This window comes from Providencia sp. 2.29 (assembly GCF_015832305.1).
GTDB classification, from domain to species: Bacteria; Pseudomonadota; Gammaproteobacteria; order Enterobacterales; family Enterobacteriaceae; genus Providencia; species Providencia stuartii.
Map to the genome: position 1 here is coordinate 678,956 of NZ_CP065420.1, position 17,267 is coordinate 696,222.

The window sequence follows — 17,267 nt, forward strand, 5'->3', positions numbered from 1 at the left end:
GGGAGAAATAGCACATGAATAGGTTAAATAACCCAGCGCTATTCCGCCAGTCTTGCTATATCAATGGTCAATGGGTGGATAGTTCGAAGACTATTTCAGTATTGAACCCTGTGGATCAATCGGTGCTGGGTACTGTACCCAGCCTTTCACCAGAGCAGGTGAATGATGCGATTGTGAAGGCACATCATGCGATGGAGGCTTGGCGTCAGTTCACGGCAAAACAACGTGCTACGATTTTACATCGCTGGTTTACATTGATTGAAGCCAATATGGATGACTTAGGTTTGCTGATGACATTAGAGCAGGGCAAACCGTTGAATGAGGCTAAAGGGGAAATTCGTTATGCCGCCTCGTTTATCGAATGGTTTGCAGAGGAAGGCAAGCGAGTTTATGGTGAGACGATCCCGCAAACCGTAGCTAGCAACCGTCTTTTAACCATCAAGCAACCGATTGGTGTGTGTAGTGCCATTACGCCATGGAACTTCCCCGCCGCAATGATCACGCGCAAAGCCGCTCCCGCATTAGCAGCGGGCTGTAGCATGATCATCAAACCCGCCAGTGAAACACCGTTTACGGCTCTCGCACTTGCTGAGTTGGCGCAACAAGCTGGCGTGCCTGCTGGGGTGCTGAACATTGTGACAGGGGAATCTCGTGTTTTAGGGGAATTACTCACACGCCATGAATTGATCAGTAAATTTTCTTTTACTGGCTCTACGCAAGTTGGACGTCAACTGTATGAGCAGTGTGCCTCAACGATCAAAAAAAGCGCTTTAGAGCTTGGGGGAAATGCCCCTTTTATTGTGTTTGATGATGCGGATATTGATAAAGCGGTAAACAGCGCAATACAGGCAAAATTTCGTAATGGTGGGCAAACCTGTGTTTGTGTGAATCGTTTTTATATTCATGAGTCCATCTATGCGCCATTTATCGAGAAATTCACTGCGAAAGTAAGCCAGTTACGTGTTGGAAATGGGTTGGATGAGGGTACTGATATTGGGCCTATGATTACATCTCGAGCCATCGATAATATGAATCTATTAGTTAAAGATGCACTTGCTAAAGGTGCCAAGCAGCTAACGTTGGGGAGTGAAATCACTGAGCAAGGTAATTTTATCAATCCAAAAGTGTTAGTGGATGTGGATGATTCAATGGATATCGTACACGAAGAGATTTTTGGCCCTATTGCGGTACTTATTCGTTTTCGTGATGAAGATGAGGTTATTAAGCGAGCGAATAATACGATTTATGGTTTAGCCGCCTATTTCTTTTCAAAAGATATTGGTCGTGTTTATCGCGTGGCAGAGAAACTGCAAAGCGGCATGGTTGGGATTAATACAGGCCTGATCTCCAATGAAGTTGCTCCATTTGGTGGTGTTAAGCAATCGGGCCTAGGCAAAGAAGGTTCCCGATATGGCATAGAGGACTACCTGACCGTGAAATATCTGTGTATTGACATCGCTTAGCCAGTAATCAGTAAAAGAGGGAATTGTGATGAGCCAACAAAAAATAGCCGTAAATGTTAGCCGCATAGAGCAACTTAGCCCAACCATTAAAATGTTCGAGTTCGTTGCAAAAGAGACCTTGCTTGAACCGTTTAGTGCGGGGAGCCATATTACGGTACATATGAACGAAGAGCTGGGATTACAGCGGGCTTATTCGTTAATTAGCGATCCTAAAGATTGCCATTGTTACCGTATTTCTGTGCTACGCGATGAGAACTCGAAAGGCGGCTCTGCTTATATGCATGAACAGTTAGCGGAAGGGGATTTAGTTTATTTATCGCCTGCTCAAAACTATTTTTCATTGAAACATGACAGTTCTTGTAAGCATATTTTGATTGCGGGAGGGATTGGTATTACCCCGTTCCTCTCATACCTTTATGAATTAGAGCAAACGGGTATGGAATTCGAGCTTCATTACTGTTTTCGCGATCAAAATACGGCTGCTTTTGTTGAACAGCTTCAAGAGCGATTGGGGGAACGATTATATCTTTATGATAATGCGAAAGCGCAGCGCCTATCTGTCGAGCAGTTGGTTAAAGCGCAACCCAAAAATAGCCATGTTTATGTGTGTGGCCCTGAATCATTAATTAATGCGGTTATCGAACATGGCAATGCACATTTAGGTGAATCTCAAGTTCATTTTGAAAACTTTGGTGAAGTAGCAAATGAAGGCGAGGCTTTTGAGGTTTATTTCCAACGTTCAGGGTTTAGCTTAAATATCAGCGAAGATGTCTCCATTTTGCAGGCGATCGAAGCAGATAAACGTATTCAGGTTGAATGTTTGTGCCGCAATGGCGTGTGTGGCACTTGTGAAACGGCAATTTTAGAAGGCGAGGCAGATCATCGCGATCACTACCTTGATGATGATGAGCGTGCGGAGCAGAAGACCATGATGTTGTGTGTTTCGCGTGCTAAGACTAAACGGTTAGTGTTAGATTTGTAATGTATGATAGCCCCGATAATGGGGCTTTTGTGTTATTTAAGCTGAAACATGAGGAATGGCTGCTGCTCATCATTGAGATGATAAGAGGCACTAATTTCACGGTCTTGGAAGTGAATGTGGCCGTGACCTTTACTATACACCCCTTCTAACCACGGCTTATGATTGATAGCGAGTTGATAGAGTAAGCGCTGTAATTCCAAATAATCGATATCCGCAGTTTGGCTTTCGAGATTACTGGCAAGTATTTCCCCCGCTTTATCGGTAAACACAACTAAATGGTTAAAGTGAGCGAGTAAGACATCAAAGTAGCACTTAATTTTACGTAGCCGTAGTTCTGTATTTTTACGTTCGGTGTTATCTAGGCTGATCCCCACCAATTTAGTCACTTTACCATTTGGGCCTTTAACACCGGTTGCTCGTGAGGTGATCCATCGGTAGCCATCATCCCACGCAATTTTAAAATCCATTTCATGGGCGCCACCTTCACGAATGATCTTTGAGTAACCATTCACTAATTTATCTTTCGATTCTTGGTTCATTAAAGCCCAAAAATCATCATTAGTGGTGATTTTGATGCCGTAAACATCTTCAACATTATCCGAATAGTTCAGTTCGCCCGTGAGTAAATCCCATTCCCAAGTAACGATCTCAGTGGACTCTTGAAGATGCACTTCATTGATATTACGAACAATGGCTGGGTGTGAAGCGGTAGAGGCGTGATTGGTGTATTCACCATATTTGAGCCATATTTTATCAACATTCAGTAATTGTGCTAATTTCTCAAGGTTGTTTTCATCAATCATACCGCCTTTTGTCCACTTGTTGACGGCAGTCCGAGAAACACCAAGTGCTTCAGCGGCTTTTAACTGGCTCATTTTTTGTTGTTTCAATAAGGCCAGCAAACGTTGTCCAAATGTTTGCGTGTCTTTCATCGGCTCATGTCCACCTTTTGTTTATTCATCCTGAAATTGATGCGGTAAATGTTTTGATAAGTATTCTGTTAAATTTTCAATAAAAACGCGCAAGTTTGCATTATTGCGGGCGGTGCGTGAATAAACGGCATACACATCAGCAGGTTGGCTCCATTGTGGAAGTACGCGAATTAATTTCCCGCTCTCTAACTCCGGTAGTACACTCCATAATGAACGCAACAAAATACCTTCACCGCCGATACACCACTGTTTAGCGACATCACCATTGTTCACCATGAGCTTACTATTTGGTGCCACCGTCATACTTTCTGTTTGATGTTGTAGTTTCCATTGTGCAGGTGCTTGGTTGCGCTCTTTAATCGTAATGCAAAAATGTTGTTTTTCTAGCTCTTGAGGATGATTAGGGCTGCCATGCTGCTCTAAATAAGCAGGGGAAGCGCAGAGAATGCGTTTATTTTTGGCGATTTGCTTCGCAATGTAATGATCGGGGATTGTGCCACCAATATAAATATCGAGATCAATGTTTTCGCTGATAATATCAATGGAACGATCGGTTAAAGTAAGGTCGATCCCTAAGAGTGGATAGTTAGCACGTAATGCTAGGATAAAGGGGTTGAGATAGGCGCTACCAAAGCCTGTGCTGCAACTGACCCTTAACTCACCACGGATCTCCTCTCGACAGGCGTTTAACGCATTGTGCATATTGTCGAGTTCGTGTAATAGCCGCTCACCACTGCTCAGAACAATGCGTCCTTCATGAGTTAAATTAATTGAGCGGGATGCTCGCAGAAATAGCGTCTGTCCGAGATTTTCTTCAAGTAATTTTATGCGTTTGGAGACATAGGCGGGTGAAACAAGCAGTTGCTCCGCGGCTCGTGAAAAACTCATTAAGCGAGCAACAGTGACAAATACTCTAATGTCTTCCAATGCGGGTAGCTTGTTCATAGTTTGTAAACCCAAAGATTACACTTCGACGCTATACTTTATCACAGCAACCCATAAACTGGAGATCTTACTTACTCATAAAATTTATTGTTGTGGGAGTGCCGTGACATGTCACAATTTAATATCGCAGTCATTCCAGGTGATGGTATAGGAACAGAAGTTATACCTGAGGGATTAAAAGTCTTAGAGGCCGCAGCAAGTCAACATCAGGTAAAGCTTAACTTTACCCATTTTGATTGGTCCTGTGAAACTTACCATCGTACAGGGCGAATGATGCCTGAAGATGGTTTAGAACAGTTAAAAAAATTTGATGCTATTTTCCTTGGCGCAGTCGGGTTCCCTGGTGTGCCTGACCATATTTCACTTTGGGGGCTGTTGTTACCCATCCGCCGTGCTTTCAACCAATATGTTAATTTGCGTCCGGTACGCCTATTTGAAGGGATCAAATCCCCTTTAGCCGATAAAAAACCCGGTGATATTGATTTCTATGTGGTACGTGAAAACGTAGAAGGGGAGTATTCGGCTATTGGCGGCATTCAGTATGAAGGTACTGAAGATGAAGTGGTGTCTCAGCAAAGTATTTTTACCCGTAAAGGTACGGATCGAATATTAAAATATGCGTTCGAATTGGCACAATCACGGGAGAAAAAACATTTAAGTTCGGCAACGAAATCAAATGGCCTTTTTCACTCAATGCCTTATTGGGATAGCCGTTTTGCGGCAATGGCAAAACACTACCCTGATGTGAAAGTGGATCAATTCCATATTGATATTTTCGCCGCTAACTTGGTCAGAATGCCTGAATTTTATGATGTGATTGTAGGCTCCAATTTGTTTGGTGATATTTTGTCGGATTTAGGCCCTGCCTGTACCGGAACCATTGCCATTGCACCTTCTGCGAATATTAATCCTGAAAAACAGTTCCCATCTATGTTTGAGCCAGTACATGGTTCAGCGCCTGATATTGCGGGGCAAAATATTGCTAACCCAATCGGCACTATTTGGGCGGCCGCAATGATGATGCAGCATCTCGGCTGCCCAGCAATGCATGATACCATTATGGATGCGGTTGAAACGGTGATCAAAGAGCGCCATCACTTGACTCGCGATATGGGCGGAAATGCAAGTACACAGCAACTTGGGCAAGCCATTGCTGATCTGATTTTAGCCAAATAGTCACTCTTTTTGGGGAGCCTACTGAGGCTCCTTGATGGCTTTGGCGTGTCGTCCGTTCTGTTTTAATTAGTTTAATGGCAGTAACAAAAGAGTCTCTTTCTCGGTAACAATCGCTATCAATTAAGTGACCTTTGATTGTTTATGACCCTAAGATCTGAGAAAATAGCCGCCAATTTCGATTAACAAGACGGATTTGCTGAGCTAAGAGCCACCTATTGCCTCTCCTAATGCATGTACAAATCTGTATTCAAACAAAAAAGAACGGTTAAATGGCAGATCAGAATTTTCTACATGAAGTCAACGCGCGCAGGACGTTTGCGATCATCTCTCACCCTGACGCAGGTAAAACCACCATTACTGAAAAAGTATTGCTATTTGGGCAAGCGATTCAGCGTGCGGGAACGGTAAAAGGCCGCGGTTCAAATCAACACGCAAAATCAGACTGGATGGAGATGGAAAAGCAACGTGGTATCTCAATTACCACATCGGTGATGCAATTCCCTTATCATGATTGTTTAGTTAATTTGTTGGATACCCCGGGGCACGAAGACTTCTCTGAAGATACTTATCGTACTTTAACGGCGGTTGACTGCTGCTTGATGGTCATCGACTCCGGTAAAGGGGTTGAGGATAGAACTCGCAAATTGATGGAAGTCACTCGCTTGCGTGATACGCCGATTTTGACTTTTATGAATAAACTTGACCGTGATATTCGTGACCCAATGGAGTTAATGGACGAAGTTGAAAATGAGCTGAATATCGCATGTTGCCCAATTACGTGGCCCATTGGTTGCGGTAAGTTGTTCAAAGGGGTTTATCACTTATTACGTGATGAAACGATCCTTTATCAAACAGGCCAAGGTCATACAATCCAAGAAGTCCGTATTATTAAAGGGTTAGATAACCCTGATTTAGATAAAGAAGTCGGTGACGAATTAGCGGCTCAGCTACGTGATGAGTTGGAGTTGGTAAAAGGGGCCTCTCATGAGTTCGATCATGATGCTTTCCTTGAAGGCGAATTGACTCCGGTTTTCTTTGGTACTGCACTTGGTAACTTTGGTGTGGATCATATGTTAGATGGTTTAGTCCAGTGGGCGCCATCGCCTCAGCCACGTCAAACTGATGTGCGTGAAGTTGAAGCTACAGAAGAGAAATTTACCGGTTTCGTCTTCAAAATTCAGGCGAATATGGATCCAAAACACCGTGACCGTGTTGCTTTCATGCGTATTGTTTCAGGAACTTATGAAAAAGGTATGAAGCTGCGTCAGGTGCGTACGAAAAAAGATGTCGTCATCTCTGATGCGCTGACCTTTATGGCAGGTGATCGCTCTCATGTCGAAAATGCGTATGCGGGTGACATTATTGGTTTACATAACCACGGTACGATCCAAATTGGTGATACCTTCACACAAGGGGAAGATCTGAAATTTACGGGGATCCCTAACTTTGCACCTGAGCTGTTCCGTCGTATTCGTTTGCGCGACCCATTAAAGCAAAAACAATTGCTTAAAGGGTTGGTTCAGTTGTCAGAAGAAGGGGCTGTACAGGTTTTCCGTCCACTGACCAATAATGATTTGATTGTTGGTGCTGTGGGGGTGTTGCAGTTTGATGTCGTTGTATCTCGTTTGAAGAGTGAATATAACGTTGAAGCCATTTATGAAGCGGTTAACGTATCAACGGCACGTTGGGTTGAGTGTGATGACGCGAAGAAATTCGAAGAATTTAAGCGTAAGAACGAGCAGAACCTAGCACTTGATGGCGGCGATAATCTTTCTTATATCGCTCCAACCATGGTTAACCTAAACTTGACCAGTGAGCGTTATCCGGAAGTCAAATTCCGTAAAACCCGCGAACACTAATTTTATTTTCAGGCTAAGCCCACTACAGAAAGGCCTTTTTTGTAGTGGGTTTTCCCAAATTAACCATCCATTTTCGAATACTCTCCTGTTTTTTTATCTAAATATTGCAGATTACTCTGTCTTTTGCGTTTGAATACTTTATTTCAAGGGGCTTTTCCCATAGTCTATAGTTATCAATTGAAATAGCGACAGCGCTTAGGCATATGGCGTATGACGTCGATTATGGCGATACAGTGGGTATTTCAATACTTAAAACAGTAGTTGATAAGGAAGGTACCGATGAAACATTCAGCACTTTTACGTTCTTTAATTGTTATTGGGTTAAGTGGGACCTTATTTGCGTGTAGCTCATCGGCAAACTCCCCATTGAAAGAGCAAGCTGCTGAAACTTGGGATAGCGCAGTTAAAACAGCAGATATTGCAGGGAAAGATACCAGCGAAGCGATATCCAGTGGCGCGAAAAGTGTCGATAACTATATGGATGATTCCTCCATCACTGCTAAGGTCAAAAGTAAGCTGCTAACAACCAGTGGTATCGACAGTAATTCGATTTCGGTGAAGACAGTCAACGGCGTTGTTTACCTCTCTGGGTTTGTGAAATCGAATAACCAAGTCGATAAAATTGTTCAGGTTGTCTCGATGGTTGAAGGTGTAAAATCAGTACAAAATGGTTTAGTTGTGGCGAATTAATCGATAACGGCCAGCACAATAGCTCAAGTCAGCACATATTGGGTGAGTTGAGCGACTAAAATAATTTGCTCAAAGTTAAAAACTGAACCTCACTGAGAGGTTCAGTTTTTACATTGTTGATTCGTGACAATTTACTTTATGGGGCTGTGTTTATACATAGGCATCCTATCGCTATGTGTAGAAGGTTGTCAGGGGACGAAGATGGGAAAACATGTATCAGTAACACTTGGCAGTATTGAGCCTTTGGCTTTTTATGATGAGCTAAATAAAGGAAAAACAGCGCTTATCTGTGAAGGTGGAGGGCAACGCGGTATTTTTACGGCCGGTGTTTTGGATGAGTTTTTAAAAACAGGCTTTAACCCCTTTGATATCATGATTGGCACATCGGCGGGAGCACAAAATCTCTCTGCTTATATCTGTGGTCAATATGGCTATGCTAGGCGAGTGATCACGCGTTATACGACAAGCCCACTCTTTTTCAACCCACTGCGTTTTATTCGAGGGGGGCATTTAATCGATTTAGATTGGTTAGTGGAAAGCACCTCGAAAGAGTTTCCTCTGCATATCTCCTCTGGCATTGAGTTAATGGAGGCGGGGCGTGAGTTTTATATGGGGGCAAGCCGTAGCGATGATTTTGAAGCCGAATTTTTAAAGCCTAATGCGGATACATGGCTCGATATCATTCGGGCATCCAGTGCGATCCCCGGTTTTTACCGCATGGGGGTTGAGTTTGAAGGGACTTTGTATCACGATGGTGGGATCAGTGCGGCGATACCAGTTGAAGAGGCATATCGTCAGGGCGCTGACACGATTGTCGTCATCCGTACGGTGCCTTCACAAATGTACTTTACCCCTGAATGGGTCAAGAGAATGACTCGCTGGCTAGAAGGTGAAAAGTATGGTCTACAACGAATGGCAACCATGCTAAAAGTTCATCTGAAAAGTTATCGTCGTACTCAAGAGTTTATTGAAAATCCACCGGGTGATTTACAGATTTTTGAAATTTATCCACCGACACCGTTAAAAAGTAGTGCATTAGGAAGCCGCTTATCAGCACTTAATCAGGATTATCATGTCGGTCGTCGTTGTGGGCGCTATTTTATTGCCGCATTGGGTCACTGCTTTACAATGAATAATGATGCCGTCAATCGCTTTAGTTTTGAAAGTGCAGCCCATGAAGAGATGCAGATCCTCCAAGATTATGAAGAGGCGATATCTGATGCGCAGAATGATGGTGAATTAGTCGCTCAACGTAAAGCGAAAAAAGCGACCGATACAGCACAAGCCATTATGACGGGCGCAATTGTGGCAGCCAATGAGGAGCCGGCGCAACAGATCAACGAGAAAAATGACTAACCGATTTATTGATACACATTGCCATTTTGATTTCCCACCTTTTATTGGTGATATCAATAAAAGCCTAGAGGCTGCTCAAGCGGCAGGGGTCACTGATATTATTATTCCTGCTGTCAGTGCCGATAATTTTGAGCGTGTTTGGGGGTTAGCACATGATCATCAACAACTGCATGCCGCTATCGGCTTGCACCCTTTGTATTTAAATGTTTTTCAAGAACACCACTTGGAAACATTGGCTGAATATCTCCATCAACATAGCCCAAAATGTGTTGCAGTAGGGGAAATCGGTCTTGATCTCTATATGCAAGAGCCCTTGTTTGATTTACAACAACGTGTCTTGATTGCACAGCTAAAATTGGCGAAGCAATATGATCGACCTGTTATTTTACATTCGCGAAAAAGCCATGACCAATTAGCGGCAATATTGCGCCGTTATCCTGTTCCTGCATGTGGGGTTATTCACGGGTTTGCGGGGAGCTTATCTCAGGCTCAAGCCTTTATTAAATTGGGTTATTCGATTGGAGTAGGGGGCACCATCACCTACGAACGAGCTAATAAAACTCGCCAAGCGATAGCTCAGTTACCTCTTACTTCACTGGTGTTTGAAACGGATGCACCAGATATGCCTGTCTCTGGTTTTCAAGGCGAACCCAATCGCCCTGAGCGCATTCAATGGATTTTTCAGTCGTTATGTGAACTACGCCACGAAAGTCCAGATGAAATTGCGCAGCAACTTTACATAAATAGCCTATCATTATTTAATCTGCTCAAATAAAGGCCATCAAAATTCACTTAAGTGAACAGTTGGTTTATATTCCTCCATCGGCATATCTCGTTCGATTTTTCACCTATTTTTTGTGTTCTACGATGCTTTCCAGACTAAACTGATAATTAAATGTGATTTTGGTCACAAGAACTGAATTTTTGTTACTTTTTACACTGCGTATTTGTGACGTAGGTTGCGGGTTCTTGGAAGGGACTAGGTATAATCATCGCACAAAGAGTCAAGGGAACTTATGGGTTCTCTTTCTACATCAATCTAGCATTAAGTGAACAGGGATACTTCCATGCAACTCATTATGAGTCTGGTTGGGATGGCAGTACTGATTGGTATTGCCGTACTATTTTCCAGCAATCGTCGAGCGATTAAACTCCGTACCGTTGGCGGGGCTTTCCTTATCCAAATCGTTATCGGTGCATTCGTGCTTTATGTACCAGCAGGTCGTAGCGTATTACAAGGGATGTCTGATGGCGTTTCTAAAGTCATCAGTTATGGCCAAGATGGGATGAACTTTATTTTTGGCGGCCTTGTTTCTGACAAAATGTTTGAACTATTCGGCGGCGGCGGGTTTATTTTCGCACTACGTGTACTGCCAATTATTGTCTTCTTCTCTTCTTTAATTGCCGTTCTTTACTACCTTGGCATTATGCAGCTGGTTATCAAGATTCTTGGTGGTGGCCTGCAAAAAGTACTTGGCACATCAAGGACGGAGTCTCTATCTGCAACAGCGAATATCTTTGTTGGGCAAACGGAAGCACCATTAGTTGTACGTCCTTATATCTCTACCATGACCAACTCTGAGTTATTCGCGGTAATGTGTGGTGGTTTGGCCTCTGTTGCTGGGTCTGTACTGGCAGGCTATGCTCAAATGGGTGTTCCAATGGAATACTTGATTGCAGCATCATTCATGGCGGCGCCAGGTGGATTACTGTTTGCTAAACTCTTAGTGCCAGAAACGGAAAAAGCGTATGATAATGTCAATGCGACAGAGCTGATTGCTGAAGATGAGCGCCCTGCAAATATTATCGATGCAGCCGCTTCAGGTGCTGCTTCCGGTATGCAATTGGCCTTGAACGTAGGTGCGATGTTACTGGCATTTATCGCTTTAATCGCCCTAATTAACGGTATCTTAGGTGGTATTGGTGGCTGGTTCGATTACCCTGAACTGTCTCTTGAATTAATTCTAGGTTGGTTGTTTGCTCCGATTGCTTATTTGATCGGTGTGTCATGGAGTGAAGCAACAATTGCAGGTTCATTTATTGGACAGAAAATTGTTGTCAACGAATTCGTGGCCTTTATGAACTTTGGTGAATACATGAAAGCCGATGCGGATGTACTTGCAGCCGGTAAGCAAGTTCTGTCTGATCACACTAAAGCCATTATTTCATTTGCACTGTGTGGGTTCGCTAACCTATCTTCTGTGGCTATCTTACTTGGGGGGCTTGGGGGCATGGCGCCAAACCGTCGTGGTGATGTGGCACGCTTAGGTATGAAAGCGGTTCTCGCGGGTACACTCTCTAACTTAATGAGTGCAACAATTGCTGGTTTCTTCCTAACACTCGCAATTATATAACCTCAAATCTTTGAGAAAGGGCAAATGCCCTTTCTCTTTCATTATTATTTCATTATTTTCAGCTATATTCTTTCTTACTTTTTATTTCATCCTTCTATTTTTGAACTACGCTTAATCAAGTGTATTTATGGCGTGAAGTGACAAAAAAAGTCATAAAAAGCCATTTGAGAGAATAAAATTGAGACTAATTAGCGTATAATTGAGACATTGTTCACAAATATGTATTTAACAATGTAACTTTCAGGCAATTAATGTGATTTGTGGCACATAAAATAGCCGAGTTCCATGGTCAAATAGGTATAAATTAGCTGCTATGGGCTGCTAGTTCTCAGAGTGCATACACTCTAGGGCATTGTGCGGTGAGAAGGAATTCAGCTGCTACATTCGGGTTTTCGAGTAGCATCTTTAAGGAACCAAGCCCGCTCGCCAACAAAGAACGTGTTGTTCTGACAGAATTCACAAAGTTGGAGAGTTTTTATGACTGATTTAACTGTAGCTGCGCAACGCGCACTAAATCTAATGGATTTAACCACCCTGAATGATGACGATACTGATGAGAAAGTGATTGCACTGTGTCATCAAGCGAAAAGTCCTGCAGGGCAAACGGCTGCCATCTGTATCTACCCTCGTTTCATCCCTGTTGCCCGTAAAGCACTACGTGAGCAAGGTACGCCAGAAGTGCGTATTGCAACAGTGACTAACTTCCCTCACGGTAATGACGATATTGATATTGCACTGGCTGAAACGCGTGCGGCAATCGCTTATGGTGCAGATGAGGTTGACGTGGTTTTCCCGTATCGTGCATTAATGGCTGGGAACGAAAAAATTGGTTTTGATTTAGTGAAAGCCTGTAAAGAGGCTTGCGCTGCTGCAAATGTACTTTTGAAAGTCATTATTGAAACGGGTGAGCTAAAAGATCCGGCTCTGATCCGTAAGGCTTCTGAAATTTCAATTAAAGCAGGAGCAGATTTCATTAAAACATCAACAGGTAAAGTACCTGTTAACGCCACCCTTGAAAGTGCTGAGATCATGATGCAAGTGATCCATGATATGGGCGTAGCAAAAACAGTGGGTTTTAAACCGGCTGGTGGTGTGCGTACCGCTGAAGAAGCTGCTCAATACTTAGCATTAGCAGATAGAATTTTAGGTAAAGATTGGGTTGATGCTCGCCATTTCCGTTTTGGTGCATCAAGCCTGTTAGCTAATTTGCTGAATACGCTTGGTTTTGAAACTAAAAAATCAAGCAGTAGTTATTAATTAGACCGCGCTTAAGCGATTACCTAGATTCTGTTTGAATTAAGGAGCATACCGTGTTTCTGGCACAAGAAATTATCCGTAAAAAACGTGATGGTAAACCACTGAGCGAAGAAGAAATTCGTTTCTTCATTAATGGTGTACGCGATAATTCAGTTTCTGAAGGTCAAATAGCCGCTTTGGCAATGACCATCTATTTTAATGATATGACCATGGCTGAGCGTGTTGCCCTGACGTTAGCAATGCGTGATTCAGGCACTGTTTTAAATTGGAAATCATTAAACTTAAATGGCCCACTCGTCGATAAACACTCTACGGGTGGCGTTGGTGATGTCACCTCATTGATGTTAGGTCCAATGGTAGCGGCATGTGGCGGCTATGTTCCGATGATTTCGGGGCGTGGTTTAGGCCATACCGGTGGCACACTGGATAAGCTTGAAGCGATCCCTAATTTCGATATTTTCCCTAATGATGAGCGTTTTCGTGACATTATTCGTGACGTTGGTGTTGCAATTATTGGGCAGACGAGTTCACTCGCACCTGCGGATAAACGCTTTTACGCAACACGTGATATCACTGCAACGGTTGACTCTATTCCACTGATTACCGCCTCTATTTTAGGTAAAAAATTGGCAGAGGGCCTTGATGCACTAGTCATGGATGTTAAGGTGGGTTCAGGTGCATTTATGCCAACCTACGAAAAATCAGAGCAACTGGCCGAGTCCATTGTTAAAGTCGCTAATGGTGCGGGGTGTAAAACAACCGCACTGTTAACCGACATGAATGAAGTACTCGCTTCTAGTGCCGGTAATGCGGTTGAAGTACGCGAAGCCGTTCAGTTCTTAACGGGCGAATACCGTAACCCTCGTTTGTATGAAGTGACGATGGCGCTGTGTGTTGAAATGCTGGTGTCTGGTTCATTGGCGGCAAATAGAGAAGAAGCTCGCCAAAAATTACAAGCAGTCTTAGATAACGGTAAGGCAGCGGAAGTCTTTGGTCGTATGGTTGCGGCTCAAAAAGGCCCAAGTGACTTTGTTGAAAACTACAACAAATATTTGCCTACTGCTGTACTGAGCAAAGCGGTGTATGCAGAGAAAGCGGGTATAATTACCGCGATGGATACACGTGCGCTCGGCATGTCTGTTGTGACATTAGGTGGTGGCCGTCGTAAGGCAACGGATCCGATTGATTATAGTGTTGGTTTGAGCGATATCGCCGCGTTAGGTACTTCGGTTGATAATCAAACTCCACTAGCAATTATTCATGCTAATAGCGAGAAATCGTGGGAAGAAGCGGCAAAAGAGGTGCGTGCAGCCATGGTTATTGGTGATCAAAAACCAGAAACGACGCCAATGGTTTATCGCCAAATTAGTGAATAATTGACAAACAGTTTTATCAGTGGCACTTCCTAATTAGGAAAGATGACGCAGGAGAGAAGTTATGAAACGTACATTTATTATGGTGTTGGATTCTTTTGGGATTGGTGCAGCCGGTGATGCGCACAAATTTAATGATGAAGGTTCAAACACATTAGGTCATATTGCAGAGGCCTGTGCACGTGGTGATGCAGACAAAGGTCGTCAAGGACCACTGCATTTACCTAACTTAACCAAATTGGGTTTAGGTAAAGCGGCTGAAGCATCTTGCGGTAAATTCCCTGCTGGCCTTGATCCCAATTCAGAAATTATCGGTGCTTATGCTTACGCGAGCGAAATCTCGTCTGGTAAAGATACACCATCAGGCCACTGGGAAATTGCGGGTGTACCTGTGCTCTTTGATTGGGGGTATTTCGCGGATGAAGAAAATAGCTTCCCACAAGAGCTGTTAGATATCATTGTTAAACGTGCTAATTTGCCGGGTTACTTAGGTAACTGCCACTCTTCAGGTACGGTTATTTTGGATAAACTGGGTGAAGAACACATGAAAACGGGTAAACCGATTTTCTACACCTCCGCTGACTCCGTATTCCAAATCGCCTGCCATGAAGAGACTTATGGCTTAGACAAACTGTATGAGCTATGTGAAATCGCTCGTGAAGAGTTGACAAACGGCGGCTATAACATTGGTCGTGTTATCGCACGTCCATTTATTGGCGATAAAGCTGGTAGCTTTGAGCGTACCGGTAACCGTCATGACTTAGCCGTTGAGCCACCATCACCAACGATGCTGCAAAAATTAGTTGAAGAAAAACAAGGTGAAGTGGTTTCTATCGGTAAAATTGCGGATATCTACGCACATGTAGGTATCACTAAGAAAGTCAAAGCAACAGGGATTGATGCGCTGTTCGACGCAACCGTGAAAGAAATGAAACTGGCTGGTGATAAGACTATTGTATTTACTAACTTTGTTGATTTCGACTCCGCTTATGGTCACCGCCGTGACGTACCGGGCTATGCAGCAGCGTTAGAACTCTTTGACCGCCGTTTACCGGAACTGATGGAACTGGTCAAAGAAGATGATATTTTGATCTTAACCGCAGACCATGGTTGTGACCCAACTTGGCATGGTACTGACCATACCCGTGAGCACATTCCTGTTCTGATTTATGGTCCGAAAGTCAAACCAGGCTTTTTAGGTCATCGCGAAACATTCGCGGATATCGGTCAGACAGTCGCTAAATATTTCGATCTATCACCGATGGAATACGGCAAGCCAATGCTGTAATTGGTTAACATAAAAACTAAATAAGGCAGGAAACTGCCTTATTTATTGTTGATAGTATTGGGTCATTTGCCGTAGACAGCGAGTATTATCAGTCGCTACTATTATCAGGTAATGATGTTAAACCCTTTAATTTAATGATTTATAAGGAATAATAATAATGGCAACTCCTCATATTAATGCAGAAATGGGTGATTTTGCTGACGTCGTATTGATGCCAGGTGACCCGCTGCGTGCAAAATATATCGCTGAAACTTTCCTCGAAGACGTGCGTCAGGTGAATAATGTTCGCGGTATGCTAGGTTTCACTGGTACTTATAAAGGTCGTAAGATCTCCGTGATGGGTCACGGTATGGGTATCCCTTCTTGCTCTATCTATGCAAAAGAGTTGATCACTGATTTTGGTGTAAAAGTGATTATTCGTGTGGGTTCATGCGGTGCGGTAATGGATGATGTGAAACTGCGCGATGTTGTGATCGGCATGGGGGCATGTACTGATTCGAAAGTAAACCGTCAACGTTTTAAAGATCACGATTTCGCGGCAATTGCTGACTATGAACTTGTTCATAATGCGGTAGAAGCTGCGAAGGCAAAAAATGTTAATGTTCGTGTCGGTAACTTATTCTCTGCTGACCTGTTCTATTCTCCTGATCCAGACATGTTCAAAGTCATGGAAAAATACGGCATTCTGGGTGTTGAGATGGAAGCTGCGGGTATTTATGGTGTGGCTGCGGAGTTCGGTGCTCGTGCGCTGACCATTTGTACTGTTTCTGACCATATTAAAACAGGTGAGCAAACAACCTCAGCGGAGCGCCAAACAACGTTCAACGAAATGATTGAAATCGCATTGGATTCAGTGCTATTAGGCGATAAATAATCATTAAATGATTTTTAATTGAGTAATGCCACGTACATCACGTGGCATTTTTATTTGGGGAAAAATGAAGCTCATGGCACCCAAGTGGGTTTGATTACCCTCGATTTTTATTAATCCTACTCATCATAATCGCATCGACATATTGGCCATCGCGGAAAGCGTAATCACGCATCACACCTTCTTGTTCAAAACCAAACTTTTTATAGAGCCCCAAGCCATTGTCATTAGTGGCATACACTTCTAATTCAATACGGCGGATGTTTAACCAGTTATCACAGTAGTCGACCATCACTTGCATAAGCTTCGAACCAATACCTTTTCCTTGGTGCATTTGACTGACCGTAATGCCAAAACTCGCGGCATGTTTACGCCGTTGTTGACTTGGTTGATGGAGAGTGAGGATCCCAACGACAGTATTATCAAGAGTAGCAACAAAATGCGTGACGAGAGGATCATTGGTAGCTAGACGTGCCTCCCAAGTTTCTGTCGATGGGTAGGGTAGCTGTAATGTATTAGCGTATGCCGAATAATCAATATGCATTTGAGTGACGGCGGGAATATCGTCTAAGGTTGCTCTACGGATAACGATGTCGTTCATCATGCTATTTCTCTTTTTTATTTGAAAACACGATCATTAATCATATAAGCCTAGTGAACGTCAAATAATTAAATGATCGTATTTTCGTGAGGCAGCGTTTTATCAGCCCGTATTTTAAGC

General features: G+C 43.3%; 15 protein-coding genes. 12 read left to right on the plus strand and 3 right to left on the minus strand.

The window, feature by feature from the left end:
- The first annotated feature begins 14 nt into the window (after nt 1-14).
- Together I3B46_RS02915 and I3B46_RS02920 are read left to right on the plus strand one after the other, a co-directional pair.
- Nucleotides 15-1,463: an NAD-dependent succinate-semialdehyde dehydrogenase gene (locus I3B46_RS02915; protein ID WP_040132764.1), complete on the plus strand. Its 1,449-nt coding sequence runs from the start codon at nt 15-17 to the stop codon at nt 1,461-1,463.
- 28 nt (nt 1,464-1,491) lie between these two features.
- On the plus strand, nt 1,492-2,445 hold the full coding sequence (locus I3B46_RS02920) for a PDR/VanB family oxidoreductase (protein WP_004926619.1): 954 nt from the start codon (nt 1,492-1,494) through the stop codon (nt 2,443-2,445).
- A 32-nt stretch (nt 2,446-2,477) separates the two neighbouring features.
- Here the strand turns inward: I3B46_RS02920 and I3B46_RS02925 are convergent, their stop codons facing one another.
- Entirely contained in the window at nt 2,478-3,377 is a 900-nt protein-coding gene (locus tag I3B46_RS02925; protein ID WP_004926622.1) for a helix-turn-helix domain-containing protein, read from the minus strand.
- A gap of 21 nt (nt 3,378-3,398) precedes the next feature.
- On the minus strand, nt 3,399-4,322 hold the full coding sequence (locus tag I3B46_RS02930; RefSeq protein WP_004926625.1) for a LysR substrate-binding domain-containing protein: 924 nt from the start codon (nt 4,320-4,322) through the stop codon (nt 3,399-3,401).
- Between the two features lie 108 nt (nt 4,323-4,430).
- On the opposite strand from I3B46_RS02930, the gene I3B46_RS02935 reads away from it, so the two are divergent.
- The 10 genes from I3B46_RS02935 (at nt 4,431) to deoD (ending at nt 16,549) form a co-directional block, all read left to right on the plus strand.
- A complete protein-coding gene (locus tag I3B46_RS02935) occupies nt 4,431-5,498 on the plus strand; it encodes a tartrate dehydrogenase (protein ID WP_004926627.1) in 1,068 nt (355 codons plus the stop codon).
- A 269-nt stretch (nt 5,499-5,767) separates the two neighbouring features.
- Complete coding sequence (prfC, locus tag I3B46_RS02940; protein ID WP_004926630.1) at nt 5,768-7,357, plus strand: peptide chain release factor 3; 1,590 nt, start codon at nt 5,768-5,770, stop codon at nt 7,355-7,357.
- A 279-nt stretch (nt 7,358-7,636) separates the two neighbouring features.
- The gene (locus I3B46_RS02945) at nt 7,637-8,047 is read left to right on the plus strand and encodes a BON domain-containing protein (protein WP_004926633.1); all 411 of its coding nucleotides are present in this window, start codon (nt 7,637-7,639) and stop codon (nt 8,045-8,047) included.
- A 201-nt stretch (nt 8,048-8,248) separates the two neighbouring features.
- Nucleotides 8,249-9,403 (plus strand): patatin-like phospholipase family protein, encoded by a 1,155-nt coding sequence (locus tag I3B46_RS02950; RefSeq protein ID WP_053110836.1) that lies wholly within the window; start codon nt 8,249-8,251, stop codon nt 9,401-9,403.
- A complete protein-coding gene (locus I3B46_RS02955; protein WP_004926638.1) occupies nt 9,396-10,178 on the plus strand; it encodes a metal-dependent hydrolase in 783 nt (260 codons plus the stop codon). Before I3B46_RS02950 ends, I3B46_RS02955 begins: the two co-directional genes overlap by 8 nt.
- A gap of 304 nt (nt 10,179-10,482) precedes the next feature.
- Nucleotides 10,483-11,757, plus strand: coding sequence for a NupC/NupG family nucleoside CNT transporter (locus I3B46_RS02960; protein WP_196993213.1), 1,275 nt, complete (start codon nt 10,483-10,485; stop codon nt 11,755-11,757).
- Between the two features lie 477 nt (nt 11,758-12,234).
- Nucleotides 12,235-13,014, plus strand: coding sequence for a deoxyribose-phosphate aldolase (gene deoC / locus I3B46_RS02965; protein ID WP_004926644.1), 780 nt, complete (start codon nt 12,235-12,237; stop codon nt 13,012-13,014).
- Between the two features lie 53 nt (nt 13,015-13,067).
- Entirely contained in the window at nt 13,068-14,390 is a 1,323-nt protein-coding gene (gene deoA, locus I3B46_RS02970; RefSeq protein WP_004926646.1) for a thymidine phosphorylase, read from the plus strand.
- 61 nt (nt 14,391-14,451) lie between these two features.
- Nucleotides 14,452-15,675, plus strand: a complete 1,224-nt coding sequence (gene deoB, locus I3B46_RS02975; RefSeq protein ID WP_014656829.1) for a phosphopentomutase — start codon at nt 14,452-14,454, stop codon at nt 15,673-15,675.
- Nucleotides 15,676-15,832: 157 nt separating this feature from the next.
- Nucleotides 15,833-16,549 (plus strand): purine-nucleoside phosphorylase, encoded by a 717-nt coding sequence (gene deoD, locus I3B46_RS02980; protein WP_004926652.1) that lies wholly within the window; start codon nt 15,833-15,835, stop codon nt 16,547-16,549.
- Between the two features lie 94 nt (nt 16,550-16,643).
- Here the strand turns inward: deoD and I3B46_RS02985 are convergent, their stop codons facing one another.
- Nucleotides 16,644-17,147 (minus strand): GNAT family N-acetyltransferase, encoded by a 504-nt coding sequence (locus tag I3B46_RS02985; protein ID WP_169342152.1) that lies wholly within the window; start codon nt 17,145-17,147, stop codon nt 16,644-16,646.
- Nucleotides 17,148-17,267: the final 120 nt, after the last annotated feature.

Excerpts from the sequence above, each read along its gene's own strand:
- I3B46_RS02955 (WP_004926638.1), top strand. The coding sequence starts at position 9,396 with ATGACTAACCGATTTATTGATACACATTGCCATTTTGATTTCCCACCT.
- I3B46_RS02925 (WP_004926622.1), bottom strand. The coding sequence starts at position 3,377 with ATGAAAGACACGCAAACATTTGGACAACGTTTGCTGGCCTTATTGAAA.
- I3B46_RS02930 (WP_004926625.1), bottom strand. The coding sequence starts at position 4,322 with ATGAACAAGCTACCCGCATTGGAAGACATTAGAGTATTTGTCACTGTT.
- deoC (WP_004926644.1), top strand. The coding sequence starts at position 12,235 with ATGACTGATTTAACTGTAGCTGCGCAACGCGCACTAAATCTAATGGAT.
- I3B46_RS02950 (WP_053110836.1), top strand. The coding sequence starts at position 8,249 with ATGGGAAAACATGTATCAGTAACACTTGGCAGTATTGAGCCTTTGGCT.
- I3B46_RS02935 (WP_004926627.1), top strand. The coding sequence starts at position 4,431 with ATGTCACAATTTAATATCGCAGTCATTCCAGGTGATGGTATAGGAACA.
- I3B46_RS02985 (WP_169342152.1), bottom strand. The coding sequence starts at position 17,147 with ATGAACGACATCGTTATCCGTAGAGCAACCTTAGACGATATTCCCGCC.
- I3B46_RS02915 (WP_040132764.1), top strand. The coding sequence starts at position 15 with ATGAATAGGTTAAATAACCCAGCGCTATTCCGCCAGTCTTGCTATATC.
- deoB (WP_014656829.1), top strand. The coding sequence starts at position 14,452 with ATGAAACGTACATTTATTATGGTGTTGGATTCTTTTGGGATTGGTGCA.
- deoD (WP_004926652.1), top strand. The coding sequence starts at position 15,833 with ATGGCAACTCCTCATATTAATGCAGAAATGGGTGATTTTGCTGACGTC.
- prfC (WP_004926630.1), top strand. The coding sequence starts at position 5,768 with ATGGCAGATCAGAATTTTCTACATGAAGTCAACGCGCGCAGGACGTTT.
- I3B46_RS02920 (WP_004926619.1), top strand. The coding sequence starts at position 1,492 with ATGAGCCAACAAAAAATAGCCGTAAATGTTAGCCGCATAGAGCAACTT.
- I3B46_RS02945 (WP_004926633.1), top strand. The coding sequence starts at position 7,637 with ATGAAACATTCAGCACTTTTACGTTCTTTAATTGTTATTGGGTTAAGT.
- I3B46_RS02960 (WP_196993213.1), top strand. The coding sequence starts at position 10,483 with ATGAGTCTGGTTGGGATGGCAGTACTGATTGGTATTGCCGTACTATTT.